Source organism: Lentibacter sp. XHP0401 (assembly GCF_025751535.1).
Lineage (GTDB): Bacteria > Pseudomonadota > Alphaproteobacteria > Rhodobacterales > Rhodobacteraceae > Lentibacter.
The window spans coordinates 17,123-31,292 of record NZ_JAOWLC010000013.1; the positions used below are offsets into that span (position 1 = coordinate 17,123).

Consider the following 14,170-nt stretch of genomic DNA (forward strand, 5'->3'; position numbering starts at 1 on the left):
GGGTCAAACCTCGTAGTTCATGATGTTAAAGGCGCGGTAGTATTTATCGTCGTGCAGGAGGCCAAACAGGTCCAAAGAGGCCCCGGTCGCCAGCGCATGGGTGTAATTACCTGGAAAAAACAGGACGGTCGGCTTGTCCTTTGCCGTGCTTTGCAGGTTATTCAGCACGTTATGCGATCGTAGAAATGGGTAAACTTCACCCACACCTGATAGAAAGATCACCTCATGGGCGGTCGCTGCGATCCGGTCACCAATCTTCGGTATGAGGTGATCTTGCGGGTCAAGCACCCCTTGTAGCATTTCCTTCAGTTCGGATTTGTCGGTTTCAGGTTCGACCTCAATCAACTGGTCGAGGACGTCACGTTCCGCGAGTATTTCCAGCGACAGGTCATACAGATCAACATCCAATACCCTGATGCCTTCATGCCCGAGGCGGGCTATCAGATCCTTGCGATCCTCAACCATCGCAAGGCCATCCTCTGCGCCGAAAGGGCAGATAAAAAACGGAACTTCGTTGCCAAGCCCTTCCTTGGCCAGAAACCGTTCACCGGAAACTACTTTGAAAAGATGTTCAGCGCGGGCACGGCGGTCCAGTTGTTGGTTCATGCCATTTTTCCAGGCAGTTTCGCCCCAGGGAACACCAGAAGGTCCTGTGGATCCACCTCCGAGATCAGTGTTTTCAATCCTGGCGATAGCCATATCGCCTGAATATTGTCATCTTCATTCAAAACGCCCGCCTCCCGCATGATCCGAAACATAACCTGGCGCAACTTCGCGCAGGTAGATGGCGATAATTGGGCAAGATGTTCATTCCATTCGGCCTTATCTGCGAGAAACCGGTCGAAGGTTTCATGTCCCAATTCCAGCCGCCAGGATTGATAGCGGTCTTGGATCACTTCGACAGCAAATTCTCGGATAAACCGATAGGTTCGACAAACGCCAAGCCAAAGGATTGCCTGTTGCTCCTGTCGGTCCGCCTTCTCCACAAGGAAAACGCGTTCCGCCTCAGACAGATAGGTAATGCGAGTGTAGATCTCCCTCAGGGAGCGGGCCTGTGAGGAGAGCTTTGGCAGTGCGGTGATGCCCATTTCAAGCAAGCGTTCTTGGGATTTAGCCCAACTTTCGCCAGATCGATAATGCTCAGCCAGCGCGATGCTTTCATTCACAAACAGGCCTCCGGTGGAGAACGACATGCGGTATTTTTCAGTTTTCGTCGTGCTCATCGCGATGCCTCATCGGCTCGCCAGAGCTTCAAACACTCTACAGCGACGACCAGCCTGACAACAGCATTCGGACCTCCAGCAAAGATGTGATCCGGAGCGATATCGTGTTGCTTGCAAGCCGCCATCATGCAGCACCTGCGGGTGTTGAATTGCCTTCGTCGATTTCAAACTCCAAACGCCGCAACGCCGTTTCGACTTCAGGCGCATTTACCGCGACAATATGCTGGGTCCGGGGGTCTTGCTGTGCGGCATCGCCAAGCAAACCAAGCCGTTTGAGGACATAGAACAGCATGGCGTAGCGCACGTTCAAAACAACCCGCCCGTCAACCATGCCGTAATCCTTGGCAACAACCGCCTGCTGTGATGCCGCGAGGTCGGGGTGCGGCGCGATTTGAAGTTCAAAAAAATCCTGCCACAGCACGTCCCGATCACCAGTGCTTTCGGGCAACCCCATCTCGCGCACGCCAAGAATCCGCGGCAAGAGGAAATCCTTGAAGCGCTCATTCAGATGACAAAACGCCCGAACATGCCAACGAAACCCGTCAAAGCCAAACGCATGTGGGGTTATTCGACGCCAGATCGGATCGGGACGGGCTTTGCTCATTGACTGATAATGAACCTCAAGTGACTTGTTTTCTCGCACCGCGTCTAGCACAGCCCGCAGCACACCGAGATCGACCTCACGCCTTGGCGTCAGCGCGATGTCCACCATCGGCGGCTTTGCAATCCAGGACTCCACTGGGCCAGATATCTCTTCCGCAAGAGACCTCAACCGAGAAAGGTAGCTATCAGGATCGGGCTTCAAGAACTTGGGCGAAAACTTCGGGCCGGCGACATAGCGTTTCGCACTCTTGTCATAGATCGCGTTCTTGGGTGCCCGCTCCTGATACAATGTGAGATCCTTGGACGCTTGCGGGACGGAAACAGCAAACATATCAATGATATCAGCGCGATTTACGCCACCTTCCCAGAACAACCTGAACTCAATGAACTCAAGCCTCTGCTCAACACCCCACTTCAATGCTGTAGTGCGATCCGCGTTCATCCTCACTTCACCTCAAATTAGTATATAAAGTATATGGACATCTATCAAGCATCCGTATATTAAGTATATCGGTATAAATTTAATGTCAATCACATCTTAAAAATGAATATCATCTAGGAGGATACCGATGCGCATCTTGCACACCGCCGATTGGCATCTTGGACAAACGCTGAATGGCTGGTCGCGCGAGCATGAGCATCGCACCTTCTTTAACGACCTGAACGGTGTGATCCAGAATGAGGCAGTCGATGTTTTGCTGGTCGCGGGCGATGTGTTTGACGGCATCAATCCCTCCGGTGATACACAGCAATTACTCTACTCCACACTCGCGCGTTTTCTAAAATCGCGCCCCGGGCTGCAAATCATTCTGATCGCTGGCAATCATGACCCGGCCCAGCGTTTGGAGGCGCCCGAGGCGGTTCTGCGCGAACTTGGCGTTCATGTCGTGGGCACGTTGCAACGCGATGGAAACGGCGTGGATATGGATCGTCACCTGATCCCGATGCGTGATGCGCAGGGTGTGGTCAAGGCCCACCTTTTGGCTGTGCCTTTCCTTCGGCAGGCAGATTTGCCCGGGCTGACATTAAGCGCGGAAAATGGCGCGGAACCTGCGATTGTTGCGGCCGCGCGGCGCCTGCATGCCGATATGACAAACGCCGCCGCCGCGCGTGCAGGCGGCCTGCCCATTGTCGCGATGGGGCATTTGACCTGCAATGGCGCGCTGGAAAGCGAAGGCGCAGAGCGGCGTATCATGATCGGCGGCGAACATGCCGTGCCCCCCGATATTTTCCCTGAAAAATTGGCCTATGTCGCGCTTGGTCACCTGCATCGCCCACAATCGCTGGACGGCGGGCGGGTGCGCTATTCCGGTTCACCCTTCCCACTGTCAGCGACAGAAATCCCCTATGATCATGGCGTCACGCTGCTGGACCTTAACGAAGGGCTGGTTCCGTGCCATATTCCCTTGCAGCGCCCGATTGAAGTTTTGCGCTTTCCAACCACCGGTGCCGCCCCCTTGCAAGCGGTAGAAGCCGCATTGAGCGCGTTAAACCTTGATCCCGAGGTGCCGCGCGATGCCCGACCATTCGTCTATATTACCTTGACCGCCGATCGGCCCGCATCCTCGCTCATGGCCGAAGCCGAAGCACTGATTGAACGGACTCCGGTGCGTTTGGCCGGTCTGTCCATTGCGCGCACAGAACTGGCCGCGCCCACGGCACCACCGCCTACGTTGGCCGAAACCTCGCCCGAGGATTTGTTCTTGACTGCCTTTCGTCAAGCGCACGCACTTGACGCAGACCCCCGCCACATCGCCGCATTCCGCGACGCATTCTCGGAGGTTTAATCCCATGCGCATCCTGTCCATATCGGGTCAAAATATCGCCAGCCTCGCCGATACTTTTGTCATTGATTTCACCGCACCGCCGCTACTTGGGGCCGGGCTTTTTGCCATTACGGGCGAAACCGGTGCGGGCAAATCCTCCATTCTTGATGCGATGTGTCTGGCGCTTTATGGCGATGCGCCCCGTCTTTCGGGCGGTGCTGCCTCCGATGAGGTGCCCGACCCTTCGGGTGATACGATCAAAGCCAAGGATTCCCGCGCCATTCTGCGCCGTGGCGCTGTGCAAGGGTGGGCCGAGGTGCGATTCACCGCGCTGGACGGCGAAGATTACATCGCCCGTTGGCAGGCCCGCCGCGCACGTGACAAGGTGGATGGGCGTTTGCAAAGCGTCGCCCGGTCCATCGCCCGCGCGGCTGATGACCAGATCCTTGCAGGGCAAACCAGCGCCGTCGCCGAACAGATGCAGCATTTGACCGGCCTGACCTATGACGAATTTCGCCGCACGGTCTTGCTGGCACAGGGGGATTTTGACGCTTTTTTGCGGGCCGACACCAATGATCGGGCTGGGCTATTGGAAAAGGTCACCGGGTCTGGCCTTTACCGCGCGATCTCAACCCGCGTTTATGAACGCACCCACGCGTCGCGCGATGCTCATAACGCGCTAATGCTGCGACACGCCGAACACAAACTGTTGAGCGACGAAGCACGAACTGAGTTGAAGGCCGAACAAGACGCATTGATTGCTGCAAATGTTACGGATCGCACCGAAGGCAAATCCCTGACTGCCAGCCTTGATCTGCACCGCCAGTTCGACGCCGCAAAGGTAAGATTAACCGAGGCCGAAACACAGGAAAAAATTGCAGCACAAGCGGTTCTTGATGCGGCCAAGGACAAGGCACTCCTTGCGCAGATTGATCGCGCAGAGCCTCTGCGTTTGCCGTGGCAAGCGAAAGTTTATGCCGAAAAACGCAAAGTAGACGCGACTTCCGCAGTAAAAGAGGCCGAAGAAGCCGCACGAAACGCCGCTGCAGCCGCTAAAAACTTACAAAATGACGCTGAGGACAAAAGCAAGGCCTTCGACGCCAAAGAAGTAGAGTTCAAGGCGTTTGGCCGTGTTTGGGACCAAGCAGCAAACCTCGACGCGCAGATCGAAACCGCGCATGCCGAGACCAAACGCGCAAGTGATGAAACGCAAACCAAAGCGCAAGCCGCTACAGATTTTAGAACTGCGCTCGACGCGTTGAAAAGAGCCGAGAGCGAGACCAAGGCGAACCAAACCACCGCAGAAAACGCACTATCCGCCCTCGCCGAGGCCATTCCAATTGCGGACCATTGGCCGCAGGTGTGCCAGAACCTTACCGACTATTCAGACGCAAATGCTTCGCTGGAAAAGGCGCAAAACCTTGTGTCGGGTTGTGCAAAGCAGCTTGGAGAAGTGACCACCCGTCAGACCGAGATTGACGAGAGTGACAAGGTTGACCGCACGTCCGAAACAGAACTGACGGCAGAACTGAAAGAGCTTGAGAAAGCGATCAACCGTTCGGAAACAGACCACCCGCCCGAAAAGGCCGAATCTCTATCATCATTGGCGCAAAGCCTGGCAAACCTGACCCGAATTCAGGAGGCCCATGCCGACGCAGAAACCGCGTTGGCAACCGCCACTGATGCCCAAGACAACGCAAAAACGCAGGCCCAAAAGGCAATCGACCAAAGAGCCGTGGCCGAGGCCGCTCTGCACAATGCAGAGGCGCAAATTACCGCACTTGTTGCACCAGTGGAACAGGCTGATCTGGCATTGTCTGACAAAGCCCGCGACCTGCGGTTGCGGCTGGAACCTGATCAACCCTGCCCCGTGTGCGGTGCCAAAGATCACCCCGTTCACGCCGATGAAGACCTGCTGAAGCTTGCCGAAACCCTGCGGAACAACCTCAGCACAGCAAAGGGCGGCGCAGAAACCGCGCGCAATCAGCGAACCACCGCAGAGGGGCAACTGGCCGCGGCCCAAGCACGCGAAAAACAAGCGCAGGGTGAAATTTTAATGGCAACACAGCGCAAATCAAAGGCTTTAACTCAATGGTCGGAAAACCTACGGGCCGCGCAGGCCAACCCGCTTTACCCGACATTGCCCGCGCAACCTGCCGATCCGGAAAAGACGCTTCTGGCGGCAGTCAAAACGCTCACCACCCAACAACGGGCAGAGCAAGCAGCGGCGCGCGAACTGGTCGCGCTCCGCAAAACGCTAACAGCGAAGAATACGAGCCGCGAAAGCTTGCGCGCGACCATTTCGACCCGCAGCACAGAACGCGACGCGTTGGCCACCACGGCGGCCGAGATACGGCAGGCGCAGGCCCTTGCGAAACAAGAGCTTTCAGGCACAACCACACGCATCGAAAAGCTGACCGCCGGCTTGCGCCCCACACTTACGGCGGCACAGGAACCGATGTCGGCCCTGAGCGATATCCCCGCCCTGCAGTCCCGTCTTGCCGCGCTGGTCGATCGCATCGCCAGCGCCCGTGCCGCACAACAATCCGCCAGCGATCAACTTGCCGCCCTTGGCCCGCAAATCGCAACGGCGACCAGCAAAGCAGAAAGCGCTGCGGATCAGGCAAAACATGCTGCCGAGACAGAGACGTCACGTAAAAAGGCTCTGTCAGACCTTCGCACGGCACGCGCACCGCTTTTGGATGGGGAAGACACGAAAGCCCATCGCTCACGGCATAACGAGGCCCGCAAAACTGCGCTCAAAACCAAAGAGGAAGCGCAGAACGCATTGGGCGTCAGCATGCAGAAATCTGCGACCGCCAAGGCCCGATATGACAACGCGCAGAATACCGAGAGCAACGCCGCCGCCGCATTGGAAAAGGCCACCATCGGGCTGGCGCAGGCCCTGACCGAAACAGGTTTGGAGACGGAGGAGCTTGCGCCGCTCTTTGCCACCTCACGCGATGACGTTGAAAAGCTCCGCCATCGCCTGCGGCAACTGGATGACACGGTAACAGCCGCACGGTCGGCCACTGCCTCGCGTCGCGCCGATCTGGACAAATTGCAATCGACAGGATTGCCCGAAACATCCGCTGCAGACCTGTCCGTGGCGCTAAACGTGATAGACGCGGCAATGGGCAAACGACAAGAACGTATCGGCACAATCAGTGGCGATCTGGCGCGTGACGATGCGACGCGTAAGACTCTGGTAGGGCTGGAGGCGGAAACCGCAAAGGCAAAGGCCGAACTCGAGGTTTGGCAGGCGGTCAACGATGCCATTGGCTCCAGAAACGGCGATCGTTTTGCGCGCGTTGCACAGTCCATCACGCTTGATGTCTTGGTCGATCGCGCCAACCATCATCTTGCCGACCTGAACCCGCGCTATCTTTTGCGCCGCGCCGACGATCTTGCGCTTCAGGTGGAGGATCGCGATATGGCGGGTGAGGCTCGCGCGACCCGTAGCCTGTCAGGCGGTGAGAGATTTTTAGTCTCTCTAGCACTTGCATTGGCGCTTTCGCGCATGGGCAGCCAAGGCGGGCTTGCGGCAACGCTATTCATCGACGAAGGCTTCGGGTCCCTGGATGCAACCAGTCTCGATCTTGCGATTGATGCGCTGGAAACCCTGCAATCCCAAGGCCGTCAGGTCGGTGTCATCAGCCATGTTGAAGCTATGAAGGACCGCATCCCGACCCGTATCGCCGTGCGTAAACAGGGTGGCGGGAAAAGTGCAGTCTCCATTTCGGGGCTATGTGGGCCTGGTGGCGCCACAGGTTGATTTGCATCTCAACATGCTTAGCGCGAGATTCAGGCTATAGTGCAATATATACTACCTAACTCTAATTGTCGTCGCGGTCGGGTAGCCTGGATGATGGACATCCCAAGTCCTCACTCAACAGGCCAAAAATCTTCGGCATTAATGCCTTACCAAAACATATTCCAATATCTCCGTAAATCGTGCCTTCATTTGTCCGACCTTTTTGTTGGGCGGAATCTACACAAATTTGGAGGAATTTTAGGGGCTCAGGTCACTATCAATCGCACCGACAACCGCCCTCTTCGCTATCCGGTTAGTTCTTGACGGTTTGCTTTGCTCCATCAGGCCTCGGATTCGCGCAGGCCCATTTTCATCAAAACCAACCGCGGCAATCAGCAGTGTTCCCATGTTCCCACTCATACAGCGGTTATATAGAGGACGAGAAATCATCGTAAGGAGCGGAGTGTCACGGTTTTCATTCAAAGATATTTGTAGCTACAGGAAGTGGGAACATGGGAACATGTTTCGTTACTTTTGAAAAATACGGATTTTTGCTGTCACGTCAATTTTCAGATTGAAGCCATTTCGCGTCTTGTCCAAAGGCGAAATGCTGACGCTCTCGAGTTGAAGAGCCGGTTATCCACAGAATAGCGACAACCCACTAATCAAACCCTATTGCGAATTTTCAGAGATTACCTGACGTTTATAGCACGATCCAAGCCGAGCCGACGCTGGAAGAAACGATCGGGTGGCGCAATGCCAATCACAACCACCCGATCATCAGGTCTTCTTCCTGAACCGTCTCACATCTTTGTCCCGCAGGCAATATCTGTCTGTGAATAATGGAGTATGTTCATGAAACATTCTTTGAACCAAAATACCAAGGCGCATGTGGCGAAAAAGCCCCGCATCTTCGATCGCAACATCTTTCAGGAGGTCAACGCCGCAGCTTTGCCCCAGCTGGAGAGCCTGTGCTCTCACTGGCTGGGACAAGGGCGCAAAGAAGGGCGCGAATATGTCGCCCTCAATCCCACCCGTGCCGACAACCGCTTGGGTTCATTCCGGATCAATCTGATCTCCGGAAAGTGGGCAGATTTTGCTACCGGCGATCGCGGCGGCGATGCAATCAGCTTTTATGCCTACATCGAGGGTATGTCGCAGATCGAAGCCGCCCGTGCGCTGGCAATTGATCTGGGGGTGGCGTCATGAACGATATGTCTCCCACCCGCCCCGCGCGCATTGTTAAGGAACTTGCCCCGGATGCGAAGATCGTAGCAAATATTCCGCCTGAAACCCCTTGGCCCGATATTTCCAACGAGCGCTCACTTGTGGCCCGCTACCCGTATTTTGGGGAAGACGGCACGAAAGCGTTTCTGATCGCGCGTTATGAGCGGCCTGACGACCAAAAGCCAGGCGAGATGAAGAAAAGCATGTTTCCTTACACATTCTGGCTGAATTCGGATGGCACCGCTGTCTGGGCGCGGAAGGGCGCCGAGGGGCTGCTGCCGGTTTATAATCTGCCCGAACTCATTCAGCGCCCCAAGGCTTTGGTCATCATTTCCGAGGGCGAAAAATGCGCCGATGCAGTGAAAGCTGCATTTCCTGAATGTGTCAGCATCACGTGGGCGGGCGGCACCAATGCTGTGAAGAAAACAGACTTTTCGTTCATGGAAGGCCGCGATGTTGTAATTTTCCCGGATAATGACGATCCGGGCCGTGCAGTTGTGAACTCATTGACGGACATCTTGATGGATAATGGCGCAAAAGGCGTCCGTGTCCTTGATATTGCGGCTATGGGTGTGTGTATTTCGGAAGATGTGCCGCAGGGCTACGACATCGCCGATGCAATCAACAACGGTCTTACCTTTGAGCGATTCAAGACCGTTTTGAAAGCGCATCCGGAAATGATGGTAGACGTGTTCAAGAGCGAACCCGTTACAGAGAAGCATGTCGATGGAATCGAGGAAGGATCCGCGCCGACTGAGCCAGAGACAGGCTCCGTTTCAGAACCGGACGGTGACGCCTCAACCGAAGAAGAACACTCCGCGTCGGATAAGCCTGAAACTAAGAATGACCGCTTTCTCGAGTATTTGAAAAAAGAATGGAGCTGGAAGCAGAATTTTCCTGACGGCTATGAACTGACCAGCAAGGGTCTTTATAAAAATGGTCAGAACGCGCGCGGAAATCCGGTCACGACCTTTGTCGGCTCACCCATTGCAGTAGTCGGCAAAAGCCGTGAGGCGAACGGCAAGGCTGGCTCGGGGCGCATCATCGTGTTCCCAGACGACAGCGGCGGCTATGTGACGCTCATTTTGCCTAACATCCTTTGGGTCGGTGACGGCAAGGAAGCACGCGCCTCGCTTGTCCCCTACGGGTTTATTTGCCCGAATGATCGCAGCGGCCGTCTCGCGCTGGCTGACTTTATCAATCAGTCTGATACACCCGACACTTTGGAGATTACCTCCCGCCCGGGATGGATTGGAGACAGTTTTGCGCTCCCGCAGGGTGTCATCTCGCCGCCAGGTGACACGCGTCACATCAAGATCGACATGAGCGATAAAGAGCATTTCTTTGCAACTGCCGGGTCCTTCGAAGACTGGCGCGCCCTTGCCGAATTGGTAGGCAAGTCCTCGCGCGCGGCATTTGCGCTTTCGGTTGCCTTTGCCGCCGTATTGCTGAAACCGATGGGCGAAAGTGGCGGCGGGTTTCATTTTTACGGCCCTTCGTCCCGCAGCAAGACAACATTCTTGGTCTGTGCCGGATCCACCTTCGGGGGTGGTGGCGTCGACGGGTTCGTCCAAAGCTGGCTAAGAACAACCAACAGCGCGGAAGCGGAAGCCAACAATCATAACGACTGTCCGTTCATGCTCGACGAGTTGGGCTTGTCCGACCCTGAGAAGGGCGCAGACCTTTTTTACATGCTGGCCAACGGTCAAGGCAAAGGTCGCGCAACAGTCCTGGGAACGGCCGCTCCGGGTGCTCAGTGGCGCTCCATCACGCTGTCTTCGGGTGAAGATTCCAGCGCTGTGCATATGCGCTCGTGCGTCCGGGGCGCCAAAAAACGTTCGGTGGGCGGCGCTGCCGTGCGAATGATCGATATTCCCATTCAGGTGTCTCCGGATCAGAGTTTCGAGGATATCGGAGAGTTCGAGAGTGAACGCATGATGGCCGAACACATCGGGCGCGAGGCGCGCCGTGTGTATGGTCATGCCGGTCCCGAATTCGTCAAACAGCTTGTTGCAGACCGCGAAACGCACTTGGCAACCGCGCAGGAGATCAAAGAGCGCTTCCTTGCAGCAGTGTTCGAGCCGGAGGATGACAAGCAAGTGGAACGCATCGCCGGCCGTTTCGGTGTGGTTGCAGCGGCGGGTGAGCTCGCTGTGCTGTGCGGGGTATTGCCTTGGGAAACGGATGACGCGTTTAACGCTGCGGTGACCTGCTACCGCGCGTGGAAAGATGCACGTGGGACGTCAAAATCCGAAGAAGAGCGTAACGCGTTGAGTGCCTTGCGGGTGTTTTTTGAGCTTTATGGCCGTTCCCGTTTCGAAGCGATTACGCCACCGCAAAACCTCACACCCGAACAAGAAGTCCAGCGAGAGGATGACAAGTTTGTTCGTGACCGGTGCGGCTATCGCACGGTGGATGATGATGGCAACGCGTTGGTCTATGTCACGCCCGAAGCATTTCGTTCCGAAGTCTGTGATGGGCATAGTCCTGACATCATGTTGCGTGTCGCCCGTGAATGTGGAGCGTTGATTGTGGGGGATGGCGCCCATCTTCAGAAAAACGTGCGCCTGCCGGATCGCAGCGGCACCACTCGCGTTTATGCGTTCAAACCCCATAAATTCGATTGATGGATACACTATCAGACCTGCCACTTCTGGGTAGCAGGTCTGATCTACTGTAGAAGGCCTGAAAGGCTTGCCGGCAGCCTCATACAATCATGCTAATATGTTCTCATCGCCTTACCCCGCGAAAACATGCTGTCCTCCGTGAACGACAGAAGCGGACTACACCCTGCAAGGGGTGCCAGAGAGCCACCTTACAGCTTGCACGGCCCTACTCGCCATTTTCAAAGAATAGCGCACATGGCTGCTGTTTCAGGCTCCCTACCCCCATAAGAAACCTGTCGCCACACCATCATCGGAGATTAAATGCGAGGACCCGCCCCATGGTCAGACTTTGAGGCGCCAACAGCAGTGAGGTCAGCAACTTTTTGCTGCAGGTTTTCCATTGCGTCATCGACATCCGGTGACAACACAAGGGCCAGCTCATCACCTATGCAACCGACAGCCTTTTCCAGAGCAATGAAGCCTTCCGACAAAATGCGCCGTTCATCTTCCGACGATAACTTCGCGTCGATCACGATTTCAAAGGCTTCGTTTTTCGCCCTCATCATCATCCTGCTGATCTCAAGTCTGGCGCGTCCCAATTCCTTTTTCGCCCGTTCTTGTTCAAGATCAAAAGCGGAGCGGTCAGCCACAATTTGTCGACGCTCTTCAGCAAGCCTGGCAGTCTCTTCACGCACCCACATACCTGTCGGTTTGCGTTTGGGAGACGGCTCTCCTTCAGCCACAAAATCCCTACCATAGCCAATTCCGAGAGGTTCAACAGCTGCATGATATGATTGCCGAGCACGACGCAGCACTGACATCTGCGACCAGTATTTATTGCTCGATCGACCCGCTGTTCTTTGAGTTTTAGTGTTTCTCGCAACGGCTACACGGGCATCAAATTCTTGTGGTGTTTCATCTTTAAATGGCTTTCCGGGCCTGCGTGCTTTTTTGTCATAAGTAGGGACGACAAGGATGTGAAGGTGCGGTGTGTCTTCATCCAGATGCAGCGCCACATGAACCAAATCCTGACCAAATTCAGCTGCCAGCCATGCCATCGTAGTAGTTAACCATGCTTCAAGGCGCTGAGAATGCCACTCCCCCGGACCGTGATGTTCGTCACGAAAATAGGTCGTTGAAGCACTAATCACGGTCTGAACATAGGGCCGCTCGGCTTGCGCGGCAGGGCGTTTAACCCCCGCTTCCCATAGCTTCTCCAGAGCTTCTTGTTGTGTGGAAGGGCCGTGAAGAATTTTATTCAAATGGGTCCGCATGGGATCTATGGCTGACGATCCGTCAGGTGTTCTATGTTTTTCGTGATCGGTTAGCTGGCGAATTTCTGACGCGCCAACGTATCGGCTTGTCATCACAAGGTCCGGTCCATCTCGTTCATGTGCCATATCTATCTCCCGCTACATTCTATGAAAGATAAACGGAATCCATGAAAAAATCTCCATGCATAGATGGATACTTTGTTATCAAAGTCTGGTTTCATGTTTCGGCACTTTGCACAGCTTTGTTTTACGAACATTTCGTGGCCCTTGTTCGTAAAACAGAGTTCGGCATCCACAATTGTTCGTAAAACAAAAATGGTTCAGCAACACCTTTCTGAGCCGGAGCCGCTCTCTAGTTGACGGAAGTCTTGAATGAGCTTGTGCAGATTTATGCATCCGTTTATAACTCGCATATGATGAAAAACCTTTTCCGAATTATGTGCTCACGCGCCTGACCCCCTCCGGTTCTCGGGTCTGAGCTGCGTTCTCACTTATAATTCGAAACGCGTCCGTTGAGGACGGATGAAAAGGAAGACCTCCCATGAACACGACTATCCCCGTCCGATTTATCGGTGTCCATTTGCCGACAACACTCGAAGAATCAGAACTGCAAGTTCGGGACCGCCTGGCACGTAGCTTGCGGAAACGTCGGATAGATCATTATGGCAAATCGGACGGCTTTGGTAGTTTTTTAGGGTCGGAGGAAGAGATGGATGACTGGCTTGAGACAGGCCAGATTTCTGGGGCGGATCACTGCCGTGTTCTGAATCGTGCGCGCCGATTTTTTCAAGCGAAAATGAAAGCGATCAATGCAATTAATCATATCAAAGGCGATGACCGCAAAGCTCTCATCGCTGCTGGTCGCGGAAGTCATTCGCGCGGAGTTGTTGATCGTCATGGCATGGAGGAGCGGATCGCAGCATTGCACAGCGATTTTCCTTGGCTTGCACCTGCGTCCACGGCTGTGATGCAACATATGCGTGGCCGGACTATAGACGGCTCTGCCCCGATGCATACCCCGCCTCTCATCTTGTTAGGTCCGCCTGGGATTGCCAAATCTTCCTGGGCGCGGGCTGTAGCGCGGATTTTTGGTGTGGCCTCCGCTGAGGTGGATATTGGTGCGAGCCAAGGTGCTACTTTTTCCATTGCTGGAATGGAACGTGGATGGAGCAGTGCGGCGCCTGGTCGCGTAGTCCAAACAATGCTGCGTGAACGAACAGCCAATCCAGTTATCATCATTGACGAAATCGACAAGATTCCTGAGCAGATTGCGACAAGCAAAGGCAGCATGCTTCCAGGTGCATATGAGGCACTCAAGAGTATGCTTGAGCCTACAAGTGCGCGAACTTGGAGCTGTCCATTTTATCAAATTCCATTCGATTTGAGTGCGGTAAGCTGGATAATGACGAGCAATTCGCTCGACGGTATTCCAGCGTCTTTTTTGGATCGCTGCAAAGTTGTTAGACTGGGTGATCCAACGCCGGAGCAGCTTATGGTTATCGGTCGGAACATGATTTCCAGACGTTTGCCTGAATCGTTAAGAGATGCGGGTCAGGAAGCTATCGAAACCGGTCTGAGGCGATGGTCTTCACAGGGCACCCGAATTTCATTGAGGATGTTAGAGCGTATGGCTGATAGCATTTCGGAAATTTTGAACCGGCCACGCCTGATCTGATCAGTTTTATGTAGGCAGAAAAGTGGGCTAACTTCTGCTTAG

At 54.8% G+C, this 14,170-nt stretch carries 9 protein-coding genes; 5 read left to right on the top strand and 4 right to left on the bottom strand.

Going from position 1 to position 14,170, the window contains the following annotated elements:
• Positions 1-3: 3 nt before the first annotated feature.
• The 3 genes from OE750_RS15485 to OE750_RS15495 form a co-directional block, all read right to left on the bottom strand.
• Positions 4-606, bottom strand: a complete 603-nt coding sequence (locus OE750_RS15485; protein ID WP_263765219.1) for a DUF1788 domain-containing protein — start codon at positions 604-606, stop codon at positions 4-6.
• A complete protein-coding gene (locus tag OE750_RS15490) occupies positions 603-1,223 on the bottom strand; it encodes a DUF1819 family protein (RefSeq protein WP_263765220.1) in 621 nt (206 codons plus the stop codon). Before OE750_RS15490 ends, OE750_RS15485 begins: the two co-directional genes overlap by 4 nt.
• Positions 1,224-1,347: 124 nt before the next feature.
• Positions 1,348-2,268, bottom strand: a complete 921-nt coding sequence (locus OE750_RS15495; RefSeq protein WP_263765221.1) for a helix-turn-helix transcriptional regulator — start codon at positions 2,266-2,268, stop codon at positions 1,348-1,350.
• A 127-nt stretch (positions 2,269-2,395) separates the two neighbouring features.
• Between OE750_RS15495 and OE750_RS15500 the strand changes: the two genes are divergently transcribed.
• From OE750_RS15500 to OE750_RS15515, 4 genes are all read left to right on the top strand, one after another.
• A complete protein-coding gene (locus OE750_RS15500; RefSeq protein ID WP_263765222.1) occupies positions 2,396-3,613 on the top strand; it encodes an exonuclease SbcCD subunit D in 1,218 nt (405 codons plus the stop codon).
• Positions 3,614-3,617: 4 nt separating this feature from the next.
• Positions 3,618-7,367 (top strand): AAA family ATPase, encoded by a 3,750-nt coding sequence (locus OE750_RS15505; protein ID WP_263765223.1) that lies wholly within the window; start codon positions 3,618-3,620, stop codon positions 7,365-7,367.
• An 834-nt stretch (positions 7,368-8,201) separates the two neighbouring features.
• Positions 8,202-8,555: a hypothetical protein gene (locus tag OE750_RS15510; RefSeq protein WP_263765224.1), complete on the top strand. Its 354-nt coding sequence runs from the start codon at positions 8,202-8,204 to the stop codon at positions 8,553-8,555.
• 338 nt (positions 8,556-8,893) lie between these two features.
• The gene (locus OE750_RS15515; protein WP_263765225.1) at positions 8,894-11,200 is read left to right on the top strand and encodes a DUF927 domain-containing protein; all 2,307 of its coding nucleotides are present in this window, start codon (positions 8,894-8,896) and stop codon (positions 11,198-11,200) included.
• A 296-nt stretch (positions 11,201-11,496) separates the two neighbouring features.
• Here OE750_RS15515 and OE750_RS15520 read toward each other — a convergent pair whose 3' ends face one another.
• Positions 11,497-12,579, bottom strand: a complete 1,083-nt coding sequence (locus tag OE750_RS15520; RefSeq protein WP_263765226.1) for a plasmid recombination protein — start codon at positions 12,577-12,579, stop codon at positions 11,497-11,499.
• A gap of 415 nt (positions 12,580-12,994) precedes the next feature.
• Here OE750_RS15520 and OE750_RS15525 point away from each other — a divergent pair, with 415 nt between their 5' ends.
• Positions 12,995-14,128 carry an AAA family ATPase gene (locus OE750_RS15525; protein WP_263765227.1) on the top strand — a complete coding sequence of 378 codons (1,134 nt, stop codon included), beginning with the start codon at positions 12,995-12,997 and terminating at the stop codon, positions 14,126-14,128.
• The last annotated feature ends 42 nt before the right edge of the window (positions 14,129-14,170 follow it).

Coding starts and splice junctions, on each gene's coding strand:
- OE750_RS15485 (WP_263765219.1), bottom strand. CDS start 606: ATGAACCAACAACTGGACCGCCGTGCCCGCGCTGAACATCTTTTCAAA.
- OE750_RS15490 (WP_263765220.1), bottom strand. CDS start 1,223: ATGAGCACGACGAAAACTGAAAAATACCGCATGTCGTTCTCCACCGGA.
- OE750_RS15495 (WP_263765221.1), bottom strand. CDS start 2,268: ATGAACGCGGATCGCACTACAGCATTGAAGTGGGGTGTTGAGCAGAGG.
- OE750_RS15500 (WP_263765222.1), top strand. CDS start 2,396: ATGCGCATCTTGCACACCGCCGATTGGCATCTTGGACAAACGCTGAAT.
- OE750_RS15505 (WP_263765223.1), top strand. CDS start 3,618: ATGCGCATCCTGTCCATATCGGGTCAAAATATCGCCAGCCTCGCCGAT.
- OE750_RS15510 (WP_263765224.1), top strand. CDS start 8,202: ATGAAACATTCTTTGAACCAAAATACCAAGGCGCATGTGGCGAAAAAG.
- OE750_RS15520 (WP_263765226.1), bottom strand. CDS start 12,579: ATGGCACATGAACGAGATGGACCGGACCTTGTGATGACAAGCCGATAC.
- OE750_RS15525 (WP_263765227.1), top strand. CDS start 12,995: ATGAACACGACTATCCCCGTCCGATTTATCGGTGTCCATTTGCCGACA.